At 34.4% G+C, this 20,634-nt stretch carries 17 protein-coding genes and 2 pseudogenes; 14 read left to right on the plus strand and 5 right to left on the minus strand.

Going from position 1 to position 20,634, the window contains the following annotated elements:
• Nucleotides 1-57: 57 nt before the first annotated feature.
• From ACSG5Z_RS01320 to ACSG5Z_RS01330, 3 genes are read left to right on the plus strand one after another with little or no spacing between them, the layout of a single operon-like run.
• Entirely contained in the window at nucleotides 58-966 is a 909-nt protein-coding gene (locus ACSG5Z_RS01320; protein ID WP_435710458.1) for a DoxX-like family protein, read from the plus strand.
• Nucleotides 967-969: 3 nt separating this feature from the next.
• Nucleotides 970-1,581, plus strand: a complete 612-nt coding sequence (locus ACSG5Z_RS01325; RefSeq protein ID WP_435710460.1) for a DUF4166 domain-containing protein — start codon at nucleotides 970-972, stop codon at nucleotides 1,579-1,581.
• A 5-nt stretch (nucleotides 1,582-1,586) separates the two neighbouring features.
• Complete coding sequence (locus ACSG5Z_RS01330; RefSeq protein ID WP_435710461.1) at nucleotides 1,587-3,212, plus strand: YndJ family protein; 1,626 nt, start codon at nucleotides 1,587-1,589, stop codon at nucleotides 3,210-3,212.
• Nucleotides 3,213-3,240: 28 nt separating this feature from the next.
• Here ACSG5Z_RS01330 and ACSG5Z_RS01335 read toward each other — a convergent pair whose 3' ends face one another.
• Nucleotides 3,241-3,726, minus strand: coding sequence for an 8-oxo-dGTP diphosphatase (locus ACSG5Z_RS01335; protein WP_087983082.1), 486 nt, complete (start codon nucleotides 3,724-3,726; stop codon nucleotides 3,241-3,243).
• Nucleotides 3,727-3,895: 169 nt separating this feature from the next.
• Here ACSG5Z_RS01335 and ACSG5Z_RS01340 point away from each other — a divergent pair, with 169 nt between their 5' ends.
• The 4 genes and pseudogenes from ACSG5Z_RS01340 (at nucleotide 3,896) to ACSG5Z_RS01355 (ending at nucleotide 7,485) form a co-directional block, all read left to right on the plus strand.
• Nucleotides 3,896-5,137: an N-acetylmuramoyl-L-alanine amidase gene (locus tag ACSG5Z_RS01340; RefSeq protein ID WP_097906901.1), complete on the plus strand. Its 1,242-nt coding sequence runs from the start codon at nucleotides 3,896-3,898 to the stop codon at nucleotides 5,135-5,137.
• A gap of 255 nt (nucleotides 5,138-5,392) precedes the next feature.
• Complete coding sequence (locus ACSG5Z_RS01345) at nucleotides 5,393-6,805, plus strand: S-layer homology domain-containing protein (RefSeq protein ID WP_435710464.1); 1,413 nt, start codon at nucleotides 5,393-5,395, stop codon at nucleotides 6,803-6,805.
• 130 nt (nucleotides 6,806-6,935) lie between these two features.
• Nucleotides 6,936-7,073 (plus strand): annotated as a pseudogene (locus tag ACSG5Z_RS01350) (MFS transporter); the annotation flags it as partial.
• A gap of 133 nt (nucleotides 7,074-7,206) precedes the next feature.
• Nucleotides 7,207-7,485, plus strand: coding sequence for a hypothetical protein (locus ACSG5Z_RS01355; protein ID WP_435710466.1), 279 nt, complete (start codon nucleotides 7,207-7,209; stop codon nucleotides 7,483-7,485).
• Nucleotides 7,486-7,504: 19 nt separating this feature from the next.
• Here ACSG5Z_RS01355 and ACSG5Z_RS01360 read toward each other — a convergent pair whose 3' ends face one another.
• Nucleotides 7,505-7,969, minus strand: coding sequence for a YozF family protein (locus ACSG5Z_RS01360; RefSeq protein ID WP_088608705.1), 465 nt, complete (start codon nucleotides 7,967-7,969; stop codon nucleotides 7,505-7,507).
• A gap of 249 nt (nucleotides 7,970-8,218) precedes the next feature.
• Between ACSG5Z_RS01360 and ACSG5Z_RS01365 the strand changes: the two genes are divergently transcribed.
• The 3 genes from ACSG5Z_RS01365 (at nucleotide 8,219) to ACSG5Z_RS01375 (ending at nucleotide 11,540) form a co-directional block, all read left to right on the plus strand.
• The gene (locus tag ACSG5Z_RS01365; protein ID WP_435710468.1) at nucleotides 8,219-9,031 is read left to right on the plus strand and encodes a polyphosphate kinase 2 family protein; all 813 of its coding nucleotides are present in this window, start codon (nucleotides 8,219-8,221) and stop codon (nucleotides 9,029-9,031) included.
• Between the two features lie 175 nt (nucleotides 9,032-9,206).
• Nucleotides 9,207-9,755, plus strand: coding sequence for a PadR family transcriptional regulator (locus ACSG5Z_RS01370; RefSeq protein ID WP_435710469.1), 549 nt, complete (start codon nucleotides 9,207-9,209; stop codon nucleotides 9,753-9,755).
• 36 nt (nucleotides 9,756-9,791) lie between these two features.
• Complete coding sequence (locus ACSG5Z_RS01375) at nucleotides 9,792-11,540, plus strand: MFS transporter (RefSeq protein WP_435710471.1); 1,749 nt, start codon at nucleotides 9,792-9,794, stop codon at nucleotides 11,538-11,540.
• A 35-nt stretch (nucleotides 11,541-11,575) separates the two neighbouring features.
• Here ACSG5Z_RS01375 and ACSG5Z_RS01380 read toward each other — a convergent pair.
• Nucleotides 11,576-12,421, minus strand: a pseudogene (locus tag ACSG5Z_RS01380) (leucine-rich repeat domain-containing protein); the annotation flags it as partial.
• Between the two features lie 251 nt (nucleotides 12,422-12,672).
• On the opposite strand from ACSG5Z_RS01380, the gene ACSG5Z_RS01385 reads away from it, so the two are divergent.
• Nucleotides 12,673-13,941: an MFS transporter gene (locus ACSG5Z_RS01385; RefSeq protein ID WP_435710473.1), complete on the plus strand. Its 1,269-nt coding sequence runs from the start codon at nucleotides 12,673-12,675 to the stop codon at nucleotides 13,939-13,941.
• 85 nt (nucleotides 13,942-14,026) lie between these two features.
• On the opposite strand, the gene ACSG5Z_RS01390 is transcribed toward ACSG5Z_RS01385, so the two are convergent.
• Nucleotides 14,027-15,010, minus strand: a complete 984-nt coding sequence (locus ACSG5Z_RS01390) for a ketoacyl-ACP synthase III (RefSeq protein ID WP_435710474.1) — start codon at nucleotides 15,008-15,010, stop codon at nucleotides 14,027-14,029.
• A 180-nt stretch (nucleotides 15,011-15,190) separates the two neighbouring features.
• Here ACSG5Z_RS01390 and ACSG5Z_RS01395 point away from each other — a divergent pair, with 180 nt between their 5' ends.
• Together ACSG5Z_RS01395 and hflX are read left to right on the plus strand one after the other, a co-directional pair.
• Nucleotides 15,191-15,745: a cobalamin biosynthesis protein CbiN gene (locus ACSG5Z_RS01395; protein ID WP_435710476.1), complete on the plus strand. Its 555-nt coding sequence runs from the start codon at nucleotides 15,191-15,193 to the stop codon at nucleotides 15,743-15,745.
• A gap of 483 nt (nucleotides 15,746-16,228) precedes the next feature.
• Complete coding sequence (hflX, locus tag ACSG5Z_RS01400) at nucleotides 16,229-17,488, plus strand: GTPase HflX (RefSeq protein ID WP_435710477.1); 1,260 nt, start codon at nucleotides 16,229-16,231, stop codon at nucleotides 17,486-17,488.
• A gap of 41 nt (nucleotides 17,489-17,529) precedes the next feature.
• Here the strand turns inward: hflX and ACSG5Z_RS01405 are convergent, their stop codons facing one another.
• Entirely contained in the window at nucleotides 17,530-19,170 is a 1,641-nt protein-coding gene (locus ACSG5Z_RS01405; protein ID WP_435710479.1) for a peptide ABC transporter substrate-binding protein, read from the minus strand.
• Nucleotides 19,171-19,414: 244 nt separating this feature from the next.
• Here ACSG5Z_RS01405 and ACSG5Z_RS01410 point away from each other — a divergent pair, with 244 nt between their 5' ends.
• A complete protein-coding gene (locus tag ACSG5Z_RS01410) occupies nucleotides 19,415-20,626 on the plus strand; it encodes an MFS transporter (RefSeq protein ID WP_048543300.1) in 1,212 nt (403 codons plus the stop codon).
• The last annotated feature ends 8 nt before the right edge of the window (nucleotides 20,627-20,634 follow it).

The following is a 20,634-nucleotide window of genomic DNA, read 5'->3' on the forward strand; positions in this document are numbered from 1 at the left end:
TAGCAAAATAAATTCATTGCATGTACATTAAAATTATAGTGCATTGGAGGTGGAAGAATGAAGGGGAAAAAGCCTATTTATGTTTCGGCAGAAATGAACACAACAATGGAGAAATTATGGGAATACACGCAAGAACCACATATACATACAGAATGGGATGCTCGCTTTACTGAAATTTCATATTTAGAGAAAAAAGAAGGAGAACCACAGAAGTTTTTATATAAAACAAAGATCGGATTTGGACTTGAAATAGCTGGGGAAGGAGAATCGATAGGTGAAATAAGAAAAGAAACGGGAGAACGTATTTCTTCTTTAAAATTTTGGACGGATAATAAATTATCTCTTATTCAAACAGGGCGTGGTTATTGGAAGTATACCCCTCGTAAAGAACACATTCATTTTGAGACGCAATATGATTATGATACGAGGTTTGGTCGTATAGGGAATGTAATAGATTTTTATATGTTTCGGCCGTTATTAGGCTGGGCGACTGCTTGGAGCTTTGATGCTTTAAAATTATGGTTAGAAAAGGGATTGCACCCTAGGTTACTAATTAGAAGAACAATGACATATTGGCTCGTATGTTTTTTATTTGCTTTTGTATGGATATATCAAGGAATAGTGCCGAAACTAATGTTTACCCATTCAGAAGAAGTAAAAATGCTATCTGTGATAATTGGTTCAACTGAACATAGTATTTTTGTACTTAAAATAATTGGATTGTTAGAAATTATTTTTGGTGTCATATGGCTGTTGCCATTTCCAAAACGAAAAGTATTTATCGTACATATTTTTATGTTAATAGCCTTAACGATAGCGGCAGGGATTACGAATGTTGCAAGTTTTACAGAGCCGTTTAATCCAATTACATTAAACGTTCTAATCATGGGATTATCAATTGTCGGTTATATAAATAGCACGAACTTGCCAAGCTCAAAAAATTGCAAGAGGAAGAGAAAGGGATAATGTATGGCAAATATGTATGAAAGACTATTAGGGGATTCTTATAAAAAACTACATCCAAAATTACAGAAACGCTATGAAATTACAGAAGAAAATAGTTTTACTGGAGAAGGAAAGATGGATGAGATTTATGGTGGTTCTTTTTTCGTAAAATTCATATTAAAAATTGCATCAAAGTTCCGTATGTTTTTCTCTGAGCGAGGGAAGGAAGTGCCATTTACAATACATAATACCGCTGAGCGGGATGAACATGGACATGAACTTGTGCGGTGGAATCGTACTTTTTATTTTCACAATAAGAAAAGATATTTTAACGCCGTTATGCAGTTGGATGAAGAGAATAATGAAATTGTAGATTGTTTTGGTGAACCACACATACTTGTTTCTACATTGAATTTTCATATTGATGAGGTGGGGGCAATGCATATTTCCTCAAAGAAACAATGGTTTTACATTTTTGGCAGAAAAGTCCCGTTACCTAGATTCTTATACGGAGAGGCCAACATTGTAGAAAGTTATGATGAAACACGACAATGCTTTCGAATTCATGTACAAGTACGCAATCCGTTAATCGGTTCATTATTTTTATATAAGGGAACATTTGTGGAGAGGAAATAAATGATATGAAAAATATAATAGTTGGGCTTGCTTGTTATATTGTTTTTCTAATATGTGAGTGGACAAATGTAAACCCAGTTGAAGCAATTATTTTATTATCTATTTTGTTATTTATACCGATGTCATTTTGCATTCTTGATAAAAAGACAAGAAGTGGATCATTTGTATCCTTTTATAAATTAGTATCGCTTTTATATCCAATCGCAGCAATTAGTGCAATGTTAGCTTTCGTAACAAATCACTATTTCTTTGCATTACTTTGGTTTGTATATACAGGAATCGTTGCGTTATTCGGTGTAAGTAGAGTGCTAGAAAGAGGATGGAAACCGTTAGAGGAGACAGCTATCGATAGTGCGTTTATGTATTTGTTTTTAGGTGGTTTCTGGTTTTTTGCTTCTGTAGCAAAGCTTTCCATTATGCACTTTAGTTCCGACATTGTTTTGCTTACAGCTGCACACTTTCATTATTCGGCATTTCTATTGCCGTTATCAGCTGGTTTAATTGGGAGGAAAAGAGAAAAGGAAAGTAAAGTATATGATGCTATTATGTTTGTCATCGTCATTTCACCTATGACAGTTGCAATAGGAATTACGTACTCAAGAGTATTTGAATTTTTTGCAGTGTTCCTATATTTATGCGCTATTTATAGTTATGGGATTTATGTTTGGCGTACGAAATTTAATGCTATTAGTGCAATGGTTCTTCTGATCATATCGTCTAGTACACTCATGGTAACAATTATGTTTTCGCTTATATATTCATATGGGAATTTGAAACATGTAATGACGATTACAATTGCTCAAATGGTTTGGATTCACGGTGTTGTCAATGGAATTGGAGTAGCGTTACCCGCATTTGTCGGCTGGATGATTGAAAAGACTGCTCCGAATTATAAATATTACGGGAAACCAATGAGCAGGTTAAGAGGAAATACGACAGTTGGTGAAGCATTTTTACATAACAGAAGTTTAATAGATAGCAAGGAATACAAAGGTTTAGTTGATAATATGAACGATTTTCATAGTGAGGGATTTGACATGGCAAAGATTCCTTTAAGTATTACTCGTTTTTATGAAAATACAAAAGAGTATGAGTTACAATCGCATATTAAGTGGGCTCGTTGGTTTCGTCCGGTTGCATTTTGCTATGAGAAAATGAGTAAGCGTGTAGGACAAATACATTTAGGAATGGGCGGTAAGTGGGAAACGATGCATGGCTCTATCGTTGGGATAATAGATGAGAAAGATGGAAGGGAGAATGTAAGGGCTTGGCTAAGAAAAAATGAAGCAGGAGAATCTATTTTTGTAGCTCTTTACTCAAAGCACACATATAAGAGTGAGACATATATGAATATTGCATTACCTTTACCATATTCGAATATGACGGGGGTTTTAAAATTATGTAATAAGAGTAATGATTTAATCATTACTAGTAAGCTGAGAAGAAACGGTAAAGGAGATGAGGGGATTTATTTACATACTCGTTTCTTTACAATTCGTTTACCGTTAGCAGAGACTTTTATTATGAAAGAGAGCACGAATCACATATTAGAAGCTAATCATAGAATGTGGATATTTGGAGTTAAATTTTTAGAAATTGATTATGAGATTAAGAAAATAGAAGGAAAGTAAAAAAAGCTTGGAGAGATACCAAGCTTTTTTACGTATGCGTAATTGTCATAGCAACTTGTTTATCTAAGTCCCGATCCCAAACACGTTGAATTTCAAACGTACCTTTTTCAAAAAATAATGGGAATCTCTCTTTAAACCAATTTTGCATAGGAAGATTTAATGCTGTATCAATTGGCACCCATAATAATTCGCCCTCAGGAGGATTCATAAGAAGTTCGCCTTCAAATGAGTCTGTCCAATAATTAAATACCATATATCGAACGCTTTCTTTCGGATTTACGTATTCATCTAATCCCTTAAAAGTTAAATTTGAAACAAGTAATCCAGTTTCTTCTTTTACTTCTCGTTTAGCAGCGTGAACGATACTTTCTGGGAAATTTACTTTTCCGCCAGGAGCGATGTAACCAGGGAATCCTAGATGATCGGGGCGCTGTATTAGCAATACTTCGTTATTCCGCTGAATCATACACATTGTATACATACGGTGTTCTATATCTTTCCAATTGTTGCTCATATGAATCTCTCCTCTTATAAAACCGTATAGTTTTTAATTATAGTTAAATATGACAAAAAATACAATAATAATACAAAATTATACAAATTACAATTGACTATTACTAATTTTCAGAACTATAATGAGTCTGTTACATAAAAACATTGTACTTGAGAGGGGAGTATATTCTATGAAAAATAGAATAATCGCAGCAGGAATAATTGCAGCTAGTATATTATCTTATTCATCTAGTAGTTTCGCACAAACAAAAAAATTTCCAGATGTCGTAGCTAAACATTGGGCAGAAGATTCTATTTACTACTTAGTAGATAAAGGTGCAGTTACAGGTAACGATAAAGGAATGTTCGAGCCTGGAAAAGAAATCACTCGTGCAGAAGCAGCTACAATGATGGCAAAAATCTTAAACTTACCAATCGATAAAAATGCTAAACCATCTTTCGGTGATTCTCAAAAACATTGGGCTACTCCAGTAATCGCAGCTGTAGAAAAAGCTGGCGTTGTTAAAGGTACAGGCAATGGATTCGAGCCAGACGGGAAAATCGACCGTGTTTCAATGGCATCTCTTCTTGTAGAAGCTTATAAATTAGAGTCTAAAGTAAACGGTACTCCAGCAACTAAATTCAAAGATTTAGAAACATTAAATTGGGGTAAAGAAAAAGCTAACATCCTAGTTGAATTAGGCATCTCTCTTGGTACTGGTGAGAAGTGGGAGCCTAAGAAAACTGTAACGAAAGCAGAAGCTGCACAATTTATTGCAAAGGCTGACTCACTTAAAGTAGGTAATCCTTTAGTAGAACAGGTGATTATTATTGATCCAGGTCATGGAGGAACAGATCCTGGGAAAGCAACACAAGGATTACATGAGAGTGATATTGTATTAGATACATCTAAAAGATTACAAAGTTTAATAGAGAAACAAACTCCATTCCGCGTGATGTTAACACGTGAAACAGATATTCGTCTTGATGAAAAACAAGGAGAAGACCTTAAAAAGCGTGTGGATTTCGCAAAGGAACATAATGGAGATATTTTTGTAAGTATCCATGCAAATGCTTCTCAAAAACATGATGGACATGGAACGGAAACTTTTTATTATAAAGGATCTGAAAAGAAAGAATTAACTGAGCGTGAAAAAGATAGTTATATGTTAGCTGATAAAATACAAAAGCGATTAGTTAAAGCTCTAGATACAAGAGATCGTGGTGTGAAACCAGAAGACTTTTATGTACTAAGAGAAAATGAGATGCCAGCAGTACTAACGGAGCTAGCATTTTTAGATAACAGCGCGGATTATGAGAAGTTAGCTTCAGAATCTGGAAGACAAATAGCTGCTGAGGCAATTTATGCGGGTATTTTAGATTATTATGAGTGGAAAGGTTTTGATGTTTCAAAATCTCGTTTAACGAAATAACAATGTTGATTGTTAAGTCCATCGTCTATATAGAGGTGGGCTTTTTATGTAAGTTTTTGTAATTTTATATCGGAATAGAAAGATATATCGTATTATGCTGATTATGAATAAAATAATGGTAGATTAGTTTATTTTTATCACGTATACTTTTACTGTTGACTAATTAAGAGTTTGTTAGTTTAATAGGGAAAATTATACGATAAAGGGAGGCAAGTTAACACGGTATAAGCATATAGAAAACGTGTTAAACAATTTATGAAAAAAGTTATTTCTAATGTGTTAGCAGTGACAGTCGCACTTCAAGTAGTACTGGCTCCACCAACTTCTTTTGCATCTACAAAAGAATTTCCAGACGTTCCGAAAAATCATTGGGCACTTGAAGCGATTACTGATTTAACGTCAAAAGGGGTTATTGCAGGTTACGATAATGGTAAATTTGGCTTTGGAGATGTTGTAACTCGTGAGCAAGTAGCAGCATTAATGTATCGCGCATTAAAACCAGAATTAAAAAGCGATTATAAAAATCCATACTCTGATATTAGCGCAGGAACGACGATGTTCCCAAAAGAAATTTTGGCATTAACAGATATGGGGATTTTCATAGGTGATGGTAAAGGGACGTTTAGACCGAAAGAATCATTAACTCGTGCTGAAATGTCTGTTATTTTGCAAAGAGCATTTAAATTAGAAGTAAAAGCACCACATACATTTAATGATATAGATGCAACACACTGGTGGGCAAAAGAAGCAATTAGTGCATTGCAATCCAATGGTGTATCGGTAGGAAATGGACTTGGAGGATTTGATCCATCAGGTATATTAACACGTGAAAGCTATGCGCAATTATTATATAAAGCGATGAAAATTAAAAATGATGTTCCTGTTGAACAGCCATCGTATATTAATCTAGACGTAACTTTGCCATCTAACGTAACGGCACTAGAGATTGATAATTTCATTAAAAAATCTCATTCGGATAGTCCACTTATTGGAACTGGTAAAGATTTTATTCAAGCACAAAATGAGTATGGTGTGAGCGCACTATATTTAGCTGCACATGCAATCTTAGAATCAGCGTACGGTAAATCAGAAATTGCATATCGTAAACATAATTTATTTGGCTTAAGAGCATATGACCGTGACCCATTTGCATATGCAAAATATTTACCGTCATACAAGGAAAGTATTTCTTACAATGCTGATTATGTAAGGAAGAACTACTTAGAAGAAGGTGCTAATCATTTTAATGGTTACACATTACCTGCTATGAATGAAAAGTATGCAACAGATAAAGAATGGGCTGGCAAAATCGCTAATATTATGGAGCGTATTAAACCGTTTAACAAGAAAGATTATGAAAATGTAAAACGATTACCGAAAAATCCTAATACATTAAATGTAGAGGCATTAGGAAAAGACATCCCATATAAAGATTATGCAAAAGATGCAACGGCTACGGTTCAATTAGTAGGTTCTTACTATCAAGTGCCATATCCATTTGGTTATACAATTAAGAGTGTACCAAATATTACACAAAATGAAGTTGGAAAATTAGAAAATGGTAAGAAAGTAACTGTATATCGTGAAGATCCAAACGGTTGGGTAGAATTTTCACTTGAAAATACTCAAGAAAAATATTGGACATTGAAGAAGAACTTAAAATTATAGACAAAAAAGGTGTTTTCATTTATGAAAACACCTTTTTATATTTTTGCCAATAATTTAACAGTTTCATATATAATTAAAGGTATTAAAGTTTTAATTTTCTGTTAACCTAATTTAAAAAGAGGAGAGAGGTATGCAAGGAGAAATACGAACAGAGAAAAATGTAAGTTATGTTGGTAAATTGATATTGCCGGTTAAAGCGTCACCACATTTTAAATTTTTGTGGATTGGGCAATTACTTTCGACTTTAGGTAGTTCGATAACTATGGTTAGCTACTGTCATAGGTGCGAGATAACGATTATAACACTAGCTATTTTAGTACTTGTAACAATTGGAATAGCGTTATGTGTACCACGTATTCGACGATTTGATTAATGATATAAGGGAAAGGGGAACGACTTATATGATTATAGGAAAATTGAAAGATATAGTAATAAAGGAATTGGCCAGCCAATACACTTTGCAGGAAAAGGTCTTTGAAGCAAAAAATTTCACAGTCTATATTGCTACCCATAGAGAAAATAAGCTAGCATATAACCAACTAGTATTAATAAAACATTTTTGTAACGAAAAGCCTTCCGTACATATTTGGCATAAGAAAATTAGCACCGATGCAACAAAACTGGATATCACAAAAGAAGTGACAGAAGCAATTCAATCTGGTTTTGTAAATGAAGAGTAAGCCCTAATCAAATTAGGGCTTACTCTTCATTAAATACAAATGTTTGTTTCATTTGTTTCCCTTCATTTACCGGATGACCGTTGTAAGAGAAATTCTTTTCTTCCCAAGTGATGACGACTTTGAAATTGTGGCTGTTAAAATCTAAAGGGAATACGATGTAGTCAAAGCTCGTCTGATTTTTTGAAACGTTGCTATTTAGCAAAGTAGGATTAAAAGTAGCTTTAGAGGTAGGGGTGTTATCAACTATTTCTACAGCTACGTTTGACACATCATTGCCGATGTTTTTTACGAGTAAGCGATATGTATCGTATACACCTTGTTTTGGCTGCACTGCTTGCTTGTTTGCGTTATGGGATTTATCAATTTCGATATACCACTGTTTTGACTTTGATGCAATTGGTAGTGATTGAAATGTGTATGCACTAGCTTGTATTGGTAGTGTTAAACAGATTAGTGCGAAGAGAGAAAATATTTTTCGTTTCATTTTTAGAGAGCTCCCATTCTGTAACGGATTTATTTATTAGTATCTTCTCTTTATGTGAGTATATACCATATAATGTAAGGTGATATTTATGACCCTCATGAATGTAATTTACATTTTAAATGCGAAAATTAACTGCTGTATTCTTTATGAAAACTGTGTAGAGATTTTTCTACACAGTTTTTTCTGGTGAGAAAATTTTCCAATATTATGTTAAAATATCATTGTCATACAACAAGGGGGATTTGTTTTATGGAAAATGGATATCTTGCTAACGTAGATGTAACGAAAAGAATTGAATCGAAATCTAAGTACAATAAGAAACTTGAAAAATATCAAAGGCGCTTATTAGCATTGCAGCAAATAGTAAAAGAAGAAAAAATCGCAGTTATGCTCGTTATGGAAGGCTGGGATGCGGCTGGAAAAGGCGGAGCAATTAAGCGAGTGACGGAACATCTTGATCCGCGCGGGTTTCAAGTAAATCCAATCGGAGCACCAGCACCTCATGAAAAACGGTACCACTACTTGCAACGTTTCTGGCGAAAACTTCCTCAGTATGGGCAAATTACTATTTTTGATCGCTCATGGTACGGCCGCGTGTTAGTTGAGCGTGTTGAAGGTTTTGCTACAAAGGAGGAGTGGACGAGAGCGTATGATGAGGTTAATGATTTTGAAAAACTATTAACAGATGATCATTATATAATCGGGAAGTTCTTCTATCATATTAGTAAAGATGAACAATTAAAGAGGTTTAAAGATAGAGAGAAAAACCCTTTGAAAAGATGGAAAATTACAGACGAAGATTGGCGTAATCGTGAAAAGTGGGACGAGTATGTTGAAGCAATGGAAGACATGTTTGAAAAAACAAATAAGCCAAATGCGAAATGGCAAATTATCGCAAGTAACGATAAATTATACGCACGTTTGAAAACGTTGAAAGTTATTATTTTATTAATTGAGGATTATCTCTTAGAACATAATATAGAATTACCTTCGTATTATTATGAAATAAAAGATGGAAAGACAGAAGGCTTTGAAACTATTCAAGATGAAGTTGTAAAATAGTACAAAGCTTGTATATGAAATATAAAGTAGAGCCACCCTGTAATTTTAGATAATAAAATTACAGGGTGTTTTTATTTAGAAACATTTTACAATTAACGGAATGAGGTATATAATCAATAATCATATTAACAATGTTAATATGATTATTGATTATATACAGTATGGAGGTTTTATTTTGAAGGGAAGAGATGTTGTTTTAGGCTTGTTAATGGGAAAAGAAATGTCTGGTTATGATATTAAAATTGTGTTTGAAGACGTATTTACTCATTTCTTTGATGGGAGTTTTGGAATGATTTATCCAACGTTACGACAGTTGGAAAAAGAGGGGAAAATAAAGAAAGAGGTTATTATGCAAGAAGGGAAACCGAATAAGAAAATGTACTTTATTACAGATGAAGGGAGTGAAGAGTTTTATCAGTACATGCAAACAGATGTAGAGAAAGATGTTTTACGTTCAGATTTTTTAATGAGGATGTATTTCGGTAATTATAGCGATGACAAGGCAATAAAAAAATGGATTGCGGACGAAATTGAAAGGAAAGAAGCATATATTGCGGATCTTCGTTTGAAATATGAAAAGTGGAGAGAAGGTATTACTTTTGTTGAGGAAATTTCACTCGATGTAGGTATTGCATCGTATAGTGCTCAAGTAGAGACATTGAAAAGAAAACTAGAGCAACTAGAGCAACTAGAAGCAAAAGAACAAAATAAAATGGAAGAATAAAAAACACGTTCATAATAAATAAAGGGGTAGATGAACATGGAGCAATCAAAGGGTATTAATATTGTCTTTTTAATGTGCTTAGGTATATTTCTTTGTATGATTGATACGACAATTATGAATATAGCTTTACCAGCGATACAAACGAGTGTAAATACTTCACTAGAAAAGATGTCTTGGGTATTAAATGTTTATACAATGACAATAGCAGTACTCGCTATCCCGCTTGGACGGATAGCTGATATTTTTGGGAAAGCAAAGATGTATATTCTTGGTTTGATAATTTTTGGCGGCGGGTCAGTACTTTGTGCTTTTGCTAATACGGGCGATTTTCTTATCTTTTCTCGCTTTATACAAAGTGTAGGTGCGGCGATTTTATTTCCAACTAGTATGGTAATTGGTGTATCTGCAATGCCATTAGCTAAGAGGCATGTTGCACTTGCAATTTTAGGCGTAACACAAGGACTATCAGCTGCGATGGGACCAGTAATAGGTGGAATTATTACACAAAATTTCGGTTGGAGATGGGTGTTCTTCGTAAATGTTCCAATTTGTATTCTTGGAATCATTTTATGCTGCTTTATGCTACAAATAAAAAATGAAGAACGTATTATCTCAAAAATAGATTGGATAGGATTGCTATTAAGTAGCACAGCAATTTTTTCTTTTACTCTCATATTAGTAAAAGGCAATACATGGGGATGGCAAAGTAATATTGCTTTGTCTTGTTATGCAATTAGCACTATTTCTCTTATTCTATTTGTTTTAGTAGAACGAAAGATTCATAATCCAATGGTGAATTTAAAGTTATTTCAAGATCGAATGTTTGTCGGAGCGTCTATCGTTGTCATATTAAGTAATTTATTTTTAATTGGAGTTACTGTATTGCTTCCGACGTTCTTGACGAAAATACAAGGCCGAACGGAAATTGAAGCAGCTTTTTTAGTGACACCTATTTCAGCGATGATATTTTTTGTCTCACCAGTTGCAGCAACTTTAATTAAAAAACTCGGAAAATTAACTATTATTTTGTCAGGCTTTCTTGTTATGGGCTTATCTTATTATTGGTTGCAAATGATTGATGTTAATTCAACAAATATAGAAATTATTATTCCATGTATGATATTAGGTGTTGGGTATGGTTTAGTAGTAGGTCCAATTACAGTTTTAAGTGCTTCTTCGTTTGAAGGGGAATTATTAACCGCTTCTCAAAGTGTTGTCTCGATGTTGCGGCAAGTAGGAATTGTATTAGCAGTTGCAATATTTGTATCTAACTTAACGCATAATTTAGCTGTAAATAAAGAGAATGTATATCGTTATGCAGAAGAAAAAGTGCATAATATTCATGTGGATAGCTCACAGCAAGCTGAAATACTACAAGTAACAAAAGAAAAAATAGAGAACCAAAGTATAGAACCAAGTGTAGAAAAGCATCAAAATAAAACATTTGTAGGGTTAAATAAAGAGAAAAAAGATGCATTAATTCACCAAAAAGTGGATGAAGTATTAAGAGAAATTCCAGTAGAATATAGAGATGTAAAAAGAGAAGAAGTTATGAATCAAGTGACAAAAGAAGTTGAAAAACAAGAGGGAAATATAAAGAAAGAGGTACTCGCATTTTCGAATGATGTGAATCACTATGCTCAAAATCAGATGGCAATGAGTTTTACAGATTTATATAAAGTAAGTGTGCCGATTATCTTAGTTTTTGCGTTAGTAAGTTTGTTATTTTGGGAAGGAAAGGCTTTGAGTAAAGGGAGAAGGAAAAGGGTAGTAGAGGAAGCGTAAAAAAACAGGCTAATAACAGCCTGTTTTTCTTTACGTTAGTATGAGGAATCTGGGTTTAATTTATTAAACTTATGACTATAATGCCTCTTATTATTAAAGCCAACAAAATCAATTCCGACGCAAGGTTCTAAATTGCCGTCTACAATTGTAGAATCCACGAAACTTAATTGCTTTAATTTAGGTAGCTCTTTAATGAATTGTAGATTTTGTATGTTACCACAACTTGATAGAATGACGGTTTCTAACTCTGTTAAATAACGTAAATAGTCGTGATTTTTCATTTTACTGCAATGATTGAATTCGATGTATGTTAAAGTTGAAGCGTTGTTTTCAATTTCATCAATATGTTCTAAATTTCTTAAATAATGGATTTCTAAATGCTTTAATTTTGGGAATGCTCTGCATCCCTTTAATGAGTTAATATTGCCATGTGTAATGCTTAGTTTTTCAAGTTTTTGTAAAGACATTAATTCTTCAAGGCTTTTTTGTTTCGGTTTGTATTTCCAAATGTATAGTTCTTTTAAGTTTGGACAAGATTCGAATCCTGTAATGTTTTTATTCCACTGTATGTGAAGTTCCTCCAAATTTGTATAGCTTTCTAGTGCTGTTACGTTTAGTGGAACTTGTGGTTCTTCTAATGCTAAAGATTTTAAGTTTTTTAATTTATATAAAGCTGAGTAATCAGTAATACATGTACTACTAATTTGTAAGCTTTCAATTTGCGGGCAGCGTTCTAGAAAGTTAATATGTTTTAAACTATATCTAAGATCATTAATGTAAACATTGGTAAAGTTGTTTGTATTAATGAATTCTACGTATTCATCCAGTCTATTTTCATGAATTTGTACGCTGCCATTCATAACTAAAAAGTTTTGTGGTTGATTTGCTTCATCGAATTCTTCTATTTTATGTACTGGGTTTTGTTTGCAAGCCTCACATAATTCTAGATTTTTTTTCATTGTTTTCTCCTTGTATATTGTAAATAGTAGTATTTTTAATATAGCATGAGATAAGTAGTCTATGGTTAGTAAGTTTTTAGAATGAAAAGAACGAATAGAAAATGCTGTTGAATATGTAATGGAAAACATAGTACATTAACAAGGGGATTTTATTTCAAAGGGAGGATGAGAACTTGTTAGATGAGGCGGGGGCTTTAAAAAGTAATCATATATATACAGAAGAACAACAACAAAAATTATACAAAAGAACATTACTAATCGTAAGTATTTCACAAATGTTCGGCGGAGCAGGGTTAGCTGCTGGCATTACAGTAGGTGCACTTCTTGCGCAGCAAATGCTTGGGACAGATGCATATGCAGGATTACCGGCAGCTATGTTTACAATGGGATCTGCGGTAGCGGCTTTCTTTGTTGGGAAGTTATCGCAAAAACATGGTCGCCGCATAGGGCTTGCAGGAGGTTTTATAGTAGGTGGGCTAGGGGCTATTGGAGTTGTGGTGGCAGCTTTAACAAATAGTATTATTCTTTTACTAGTTTCTTTACTTATATATGGCGCGGGCACAGCTACGAATTTACAAGCACGTTATGCTGGAACGGATTTAGCGAATAAGAAGCAAAGAGCAACTGCTATTAGTATTACGATGGTAATGACGACTTTTGGTGCAGTCGCAGGTCCAAATTTAGTAGGAGTAATGGGAAGGTTTGCTCATTCAATTGGAATTCCTGAACTTGCAGGTCCGTTCATATTATCGGCAGCAGCGTTTATACTAGCTGGTCTTGTTCTATTTGTTATGCTTCGTCCAGATCCGTTACTTATTGCTAATATGATAGAAACATATAAACAAGAGCATACATATAAAGGGCAAGCAGTAACAGAAGAAGCTACAGAAAACAAACGAGGTATTACTGTTGGAGCCATCGTAATGATACTTACACAAATCGTGATGGTTGCGATTATGACGATGACGCCAGTCCATATGGGACATCACGGTCATGGATTAAGTGCAGTAGGGCTTGTGATTGGTTTTCATGTAGGTGCAATGTATCTTCCATCTCTCGTTACAGGAATGCTAATTGATAAAATTGGCAGAACTACGATGAGTATAGCTGGTGGAGTAATTTTACTAGCAGCAGGTGTCATAGCTGCGATAGCGCCGAGTGATTCTTTAATACTATTAATTGTTGCTTTGTCTTTACTTGGATTAGGATGGAACCTCGGTTTAATAAGTGGTACTGCTCAAATTGTTGATGCAACTATACCTTCCACACGTGCAAAAACACAAGGGAAAATAGATGTGTTTATTGCACTAGCTGGAGCTTCAGGTGGAGCGATGTCAGGTATGGTAGTGGCGAATTCAAGTTATGCGGCATTGTCATTAGCTGGAGGAGTGTTAGCTTTCATGCTCATTCCTGTTGTGATATGGGCTCGGACAGGTAAATAAAATTAAGATGAAAGAAGCTGCGTTCAAAGGGAGGTAACCAATCTTTGAATGCAGCTTTTTTGTAGTGAATTGTATAAAAAAACTTTTAGTTTAAATCCCACTCCACAATAAGTCCTAAATGCGTAAGACCACCACCAAATCCGTATAGTAAAAGTGTGTCTCCATTATTTAATTTTCCTTCTTTCCTAGCTAAGTCCAGAGCGAGTGGAATGGAAGCTGAAGATGTATTTCCCATGTGTTTTACACTTGTTAAAGTTTTTTGAATTGGAATTTCGGTTTTCTCACAAATAGATTCAATCATTCGTAAGTTAACACTGTGTGGTATGAACCAGTCTATATCATCTATTTGCATATTTGCGGTATGTAATAGTTCTTTTATACCTGCTGGCACTGTACGAGTTGCCCATTTATATACTTCTCTCCCATTTTGCACGATTTTTTCATTTGTTTGTAGTTGTGTGCCATTCATAGTAGTAGATAAGTTTGTTCGGTATAGATGAATACCACCGTGCCCATTTGTTCCCATATGAGCAGCAATAAAGCTCGGTTTGTTTTCATCTCTTTCTAATAAAATAGCTCCAGCACCATCGCCAAATAAAATGCAGGTCGTTCTATCGGTGTAATCAGTAACTTTAGATAATGTCTCTGTCGTTACGACTAGTACTTTTTCATGTGATCCAGAAGTAATCAAGCTATTCCCAACGTGCAGACCATATGTGAAACCAGCGCAAGTTGCATTTAAATCAAATGCTATTGTATGAGGTATGTTGAAGTGTTGTTGTATTTGACATGCGACACTAGGAAAAACATAGTCAGCGGTTGTTGTAGCGACGATGATACAGTCTATATCTTCTAAGTTCTTTTTAAAAGTTGTACATAAATTTTCAATTGCTTTAATGGCTAAGTGTGAGGAGTATTCGTCTTCGCTCGCGATTCGTCTTTCCTTCATTCCTGTTCTTTGTACAATCCATTCATCATTCGTATCAACCATTTTCTCTAAATCGTTATTAGATAATATTTGATTTGGAACATAAGTACCAATTGCAGTAATACGAGATTTAGAATTCATAGGAACATCTCCTAACTTATTTTATAACCTGATACTATTATCAGGTTATAAAAATGTCAATAAAGACTTTTATTGTATTGAAACGAAAAAGCTTAACTTACCATGAAGGAATTTGGCGAGTATTGTAAAAAATAATATACGATAAGTTTTTAAAATTGATAATGAAGAGAGTTGGGCTCTTTGAAAAGAATTTTGTATATATTGCCTGTTGTCATTATTTGTAGCTTTATTCTTATTATTTTTCCAGGGAAATCTTATGCTTGTGATTGTATTAACGTATCAGCAGAAGATGCATTTCAAAAAAACGATGTAGTATTTGAAGGGAAGGTAATTGGGGTTGGAAGGAAAGAAGGGGTTGGGATTGAAGTATTATTTGAAGTGAAGAAAATTTGGAAAGGGACAACTTCTTCGCAACTTATTGTATATACAAATGGTGGTGATTGTGTATTTCACTTTGTAGAAGGAGGAGAGTATTTAGTATATTCTTCTCAAAGAGGATCAGAAAAACAATTACACACACATAGTTGTAGTGGAACGAAGAGATTAGATGAGGCAGGGGCGGAGAAAGTGGCTTTAAGTCAAATTGCAAAAGAGTCTATTCCGACGAAGAAAGTCGATTTAAAAGGGAAGATGGTCAGCGGTTTCAGTTGGTGGCAAGTTGTTACCCTTTCTATAGGTCTGTTACTGATAGTAGCTTTTGTGATTTTTAGTGTAAGAAGAATGCGCAAAAAATGACGATTAAAGTAAATATATAAAGAATTTCTTTCTGTTTCTATAGGTGGTTTAATCTTGTGAAAGCGAATTACTTATGCTACACTTTATGTAACTTAAAATGAACGGAGGGGCTTCCTTTGATCTTAATCAGATTACGTCTCAATACTTTGTGCCAATAATTGAATAGCGCTCAAAGGCTCTGTCTGTGTGCAGAGTGAACGGGATTGGTCTGCCTATTTTAAAGGAACCCTTTATTAAGCTTATATGTGAAAAAGAGGGAGGGACGAATACGCCCTCTTTTTGTTTTGCCTTTATAAATAGAATGGGATCGTATAGGTGAACACTTATTGTGGATACGTATATGATCATGGGACTTTTTGACTATGAGATAGGATGAAAGTATAACTTTCTTCTATTTCTTTGGTGAACCCTTATCCGTTTACGAAAACACAGGCAGTAACCTGTGTTTTTTATTTTACGTAATCGAAATGGAGGAATAAATATATGGAAGAATTATTACAAAGAGCAGTTTTAGTTGGAGTAAATTTAGGTAATGAAGATGATTTTGCATATTCGATGGAAGAGTTAGCGAATCTTGCAGAAGCTTGTGATGTAGAGGTAATCGGGCAAGTGACACAAAATTTACAACGAGTAAATCCGTCCCATTATATTGGAAAAGGAAAGATTGAAGAAGTAGCAGCCTATGTAAATGAAGTAGATGCGAATATGGTAATCTTTAATGACGAATTATCTCCTTCTCAAATTCGAAATTTAGAAGCAGATTTAGATTGTAAAGTAATTGACCGTACCATATTAATTTTAGATATTTTTGCGCAGCGTGCGAAAACGAAAGAAGCGCAGTTGCAAGTAGAGGTAGCGCATCTTCAGTATATGATGCCTCGTTTAATCGGTCTTCGTGAATCGTTAGGAAGACAGAGTGGCGGAGTTGGTACGAAAAATAAAGGTGTCGGTGAGAAGAAATTAGAGTTGGATCGTCGTAAAATTGAGGAGCAAATTTCAGTTTTAAATAAAGATTTAGAAGCTCTTGTTGCGCAGCGTCAAACGCAGCGAAAGCAACGTAAGAAAAATGAAGTACCTGTTGTAGCATTAGTCGGTTATACGAACGCAGGAAAATCAACGACGATGAATGCGATGCTTGAAATTTACAATGGTACAGAAGAAAAACAAGTATTTGAAAAAGATATGTTATTTGCGACGCTAGAAACATCTGTGCGAAATATTGATTTACCAGATAACAAATCATTTTTATTAACGGATACAGTTGGATTTGTAAGCAAATTACCGCATCACCTTGTGAAAGCATTCCGTTCAACGTTAGAAGAAGTAGCGGAAGCGGACCTACTTATTCACGTTGTAGATTACGCAAATCCAAATTACGAACAGTTAATTGATATTACAAATGAAACGTTAAAGAAAATTGGAGTAGAGAATATCCCAACAATCTATGCTTATAACAAATCAGATATGGTAGATGTTGAAATTCCGAAAGTACAAGAAGACCGTGTTTATTTATCAGCGAAGAAACACGTTGGAATTGAAGAACTTGTAAAAATGATTCGCTCACACATTTATAAAGAGTATACGAAGTGTGAAATGTTAATTCCGTATGATCAAGGACAGGTAGTTTCTTATTTCAATAATCATGCGCACGTTCTATCTACGAGTTATGAAAACGAAGGTACGAAACTAGAAGTAGAATGTAAGACGAGCGATTACGAAAAGTATAAGCGTTTTGCAATTTAATAAAAAAGGCGATCCTAAAACATATTAGGATCGCCTTTTTCTTATTCTGTAATAGAGGCCCACTTATAAGAATAAATTCCTGCAAATGGACGAACAACAACACCTTTTACTGTTGGACGTTCTAAATATACAAGTCCTGATTGGAAGATTGGAGCGATAGCCACATCATCTTCAAGTAAGATTTTCTCAGCATCTTGGAACGCTTTCCAACGTGCTGGTAAGTCAGTTACTAAAGTAGAGCTCGTTTGCTCAATTAATTCATCGTATTGTTTGTTTGAATAACTCATTTTATTAAACGGTCCGTCAGTGACAAACATATTTAAGAATGTTGTAGGATCAGGATAATCTGGTCCCCATGTAGAAAGTGAAATGTCATAGTCACCATTTCCTTCACGATCTAAAAATGCTTTTACTGGAAGAGGCTGTAATGTGATTTTTAAGCCAGGTAAGTTTTTCTCTAGTTCACCTTTTAAAAACTCACTAATTTTTTTATCGTTAGATTCATCAGTTGTTATGATTGAAAGAGAAGCATTTTGTAAATTTGTTTCTTTTTTCGCAGTTTCCCATAGTGTTTTAGCTTCTTTCACATTTGTTTCTACTTTTACATGACTTGTACTGCGAAAATCTTTATTGTCAGGTCCTTTTACGAAGCCTTTTGGAACGAATGCATTTGCAGGTATAGAACCATTATTTAAAATCGTTGTTGCAATTCCTTGTTTATCAAAAGCAAGCGAAATCGCTTTTCGAGCATTTTTGTTTGCTAATAAAGGATTCTTTTGGCTAAATCGGAAAAATGTCATAGAAGGACGTTCCATTTTCTTTAAGCTCGGATCTTTTTGATATTTATCGACAAACTCTGAATTAATCGTAATTCGGTCTACTTGTTTGCTTTCAAATAAATTAACGGCTGTGGAAGTATCTTTTACGATATTTACATTGATTTCATTTAGCTTCACATTTTTATTATCCCAGTAGTTCGGGTTTTTTGACATTTTATAACTTGTATCATGTTTCCATTCACTTAATTGAAACGGCCCGTTATAAACTACATTTGCAGCTTCAAGTCCGTAATTTTTCCCTTGCGCTTCTACAACTTTTTTGTTTTGAGGATAAAATGTTGCAAATCCCATTAACCCTAAAAAGTATGGAACAGGGTGTTCTAACTGTACTTCAAGCGTTTTATCGTCAATTGCTTTTACACCAAATGAGTCAATTGGTAATTCTTTTTTATTTATTTTTTCTGCGTTTTTAATATCGAACATAATATGTGCGTATTCAGAAGCAGTTTCTGGATTAACAGCACGTTTCCATGCATATTCAAAATCATGTGCAGTAACTGGATCACCATTTGACCATTTTGAATCGTGTAATGTAAATGTATATGTTTTTCCGTCTTCGCTCAGCTTGTATGATTCAGCTGCTGCAGGAACAGGTTTATTGTCAGGGCCAGGCATATATAATCCTTCCATTACGTTGTTTAATGCAGCGTAAGAAAACCCATCAGTTGCGATAGATGAATCAAGTGTAGAAATTTCCCCAGCTTCTACAATGTTTAATACTTGTTTTGAAGATTCTTTTTTCTTTTCTCCGGTAGTTGTTGCCTCTTGTTTTTGACCACATGCTGTTAAAAACATAGATAATGTGATTGAGAGTGCAACGATTCCTTTAGTTTTTTTCTTCATAGTTGTCATCCTTTCCTTCATCTCTGTCCTAGTATAAAAGAAAATATAGAAAATTTCTATAAATAAATCCGATAAAACTTATAGAAAAAATATATTATGTAAGAAGTGATATTTCTGGAAAAAGAAATGAAACCAGTATAGAATAGAAATGTTTCAAAAGTCAGAATTTATCGAGGTTAAAGTTTTACTTTATTACACTTGCTGTAATAAATATATATTTTGTACAGGAAGGAGAAATACATATATGCAGGCAGTTTCGAAAAAAAATACAATGGAAACACCGACGATATATCGAATTCTATTTGCGATTAGTTTCGGTCACTTTTTAAATGACTCGATGCAAGCAGTCGTGCCGGCATTGTTTCCGATTTTGGAAAAAACGATGAATTTATCTTATATGCAAGTAGGATGGATTGCGTTTGCATTAAATATGACGTCATCGATTATGCAGCCGGTTTTTGGTATGTATTCAGATAAGAAGCCATCACCATTTTTATTACCGCTCGGTATGTTTTCGAGTATGCTTGGAATGATTGGACTTGCATTTGCACCGAACTTTATTATTGTTATCATTTCTGTTTTATTTATCGGATTAGGTTCCGCAGTCTTTCATCCAGAAGGTGCTCGAGTTGCTTATATGGCAGCTGGTGCAAAACGAGGTTTAGCGCAAGCGATTTATCAGGTTGGAGGAAATACAGGGAATTCCTTAGCTCCTATTTTTACAGCGCTAATTTTCGTTCCGCTCGGCCAAATTGGTTCTTTAGGTTTTACAGCCTTTGCAGCAGTAGGAATTGTATTATTAATTTTCGTATCAAATTGGTATAGAAATGAATTAGCAACTGGCGCTGTGAGAAGAAAAAAGAGGGCTGCGCTTGAGGCGGAAAATGCGATTGTAAGTACACATATTAAATTTGTTATTCTACTTCTTGTTTTTCTTACTTTTGTACGTTCTTGGTACGGTGCTGGTATAGGGAATTTTTATCAATTTTACTTAATTGAGCATTACGGTTTATCTATAAAAAATGCCCAGTATTTCGTATTCGCATTTATGATTGCCGGTGTATTAGGAACTTTCTTTGGTGGACCGTTAGCAGATCGATTTGGAAAGAAAACAATTATTGTATTTTCAATGCTAGGTTCGGCGCCACTTGCCCTTTTATTACCTCACGTTTCGCTCATGTGGGTCGTACCACTATTTTTATGTATCGGTTTTATTAGTTCAAGTAGTTTTAGTGTAATTGTTGTTTATGCGCAAGAGCTTGTTCCTGGAAAAGTAGGGATGGTATCTGGATTAATTGTAGGGCTTGCGTTTGGACTCGGAGCTTTAGGATCTGTAGTACTTGGGAAATTGGCTGACATATATAGTCTACAATTCATTATGTTACTATGTAGTTGTCTACCATTAATTGGACTTACTTCTTGGTTATTACCAAGTGATAAGAAAACGATAGAATAGGGGATGCA

The sequence above is a fragment of the Bacillus pretiosus genome, from assembly GCF_051294775.1.
GTDB classification, from domain to species: Bacteria; Bacillota; Bacilli; order Bacillales; family Bacillaceae_G; genus Bacillus_A; species Bacillus_A wiedmannii.

Excerpts from the sequence above, each read along its gene's own strand:
- hflX (WP_435710477.1), top strand. The coding sequence starts at position 16,229 with ATGGAAGAATTATTACAAAGAGCAGTTTTAGTTGGAGTAAATTTAGGT.
- ACSG5Z_RS01365 (WP_435710468.1), top strand. The coding sequence starts at position 8,219 with ATGGAAAATGGATATCTTGCTAACGTAGATGTAACGAAAAGAATTGAA.
- ACSG5Z_RS01410 (WP_048543300.1), top strand. The coding sequence starts at position 19,415 with ATGCAGGCAGTTTCGAAAAAAAATACAATGGAAACACCGACGATATAT.
- ACSG5Z_RS01345 (WP_435710464.1), top strand. The coding sequence starts at position 5,393 with ATGAAAAAAGTTATTTCTAATGTGTTAGCAGTGACAGTCGCACTTCAA.
- ACSG5Z_RS01360 (WP_088608705.1), bottom strand. The coding sequence starts at position 7,969 with ATGAAACGAAAAATATTTTCTCTCTTCGCACTAATCTGTTTAACACTA.
- ACSG5Z_RS01330 (WP_435710461.1), top strand. The coding sequence starts at position 1,587 with ATGAAAAATATAATAGTTGGGCTTGCTTGTTATATTGTTTTTCTAATA.
- ACSG5Z_RS01405 (WP_435710479.1), bottom strand. The coding sequence starts at position 19,170 with ATGAAGAAAAAAACTAAAGGAATCGTTGCACTCTCAATCACATTATCT.
- ACSG5Z_RS01340 (WP_097906901.1), top strand. The coding sequence starts at position 3,896 with ATGAAAAATAGAATAATCGCAGCAGGAATAATTGCAGCTAGTATATTA.
- ACSG5Z_RS01375 (WP_435710471.1), top strand. The coding sequence starts at position 9,792 with ATGGAGCAATCAAAGGGTATTAATATTGTCTTTTTAATGTGCTTAGGT.
- ACSG5Z_RS01390 (WP_435710474.1), bottom strand. The coding sequence starts at position 15,010 with ATGAATTCTAAATCTCGTATTACTGCAATTGGTACTTATGTTCCAAAT.
- ACSG5Z_RS01325 (WP_435710460.1), top strand. The coding sequence starts at position 970 with ATGGCAAATATGTATGAAAGACTATTAGGGGATTCTTATAAAAAACTA.
- ACSG5Z_RS01320 (WP_435710458.1), top strand. The coding sequence starts at position 58 with ATGAAGGGGAAAAAGCCTATTTATGTTTCGGCAGAAATGAACACAACA.
- ACSG5Z_RS01355 (WP_435710466.1), top strand. The coding sequence starts at position 7,207 with ATGATTATAGGAAAATTGAAAGATATAGTAATAAAGGAATTGGCCAGC.
- ACSG5Z_RS01335 (WP_087983082.1), bottom strand. The coding sequence starts at position 3,726 with ATGAGCAACAATTGGAAAGATATAGAACACCGTATGTATACAATGTGT.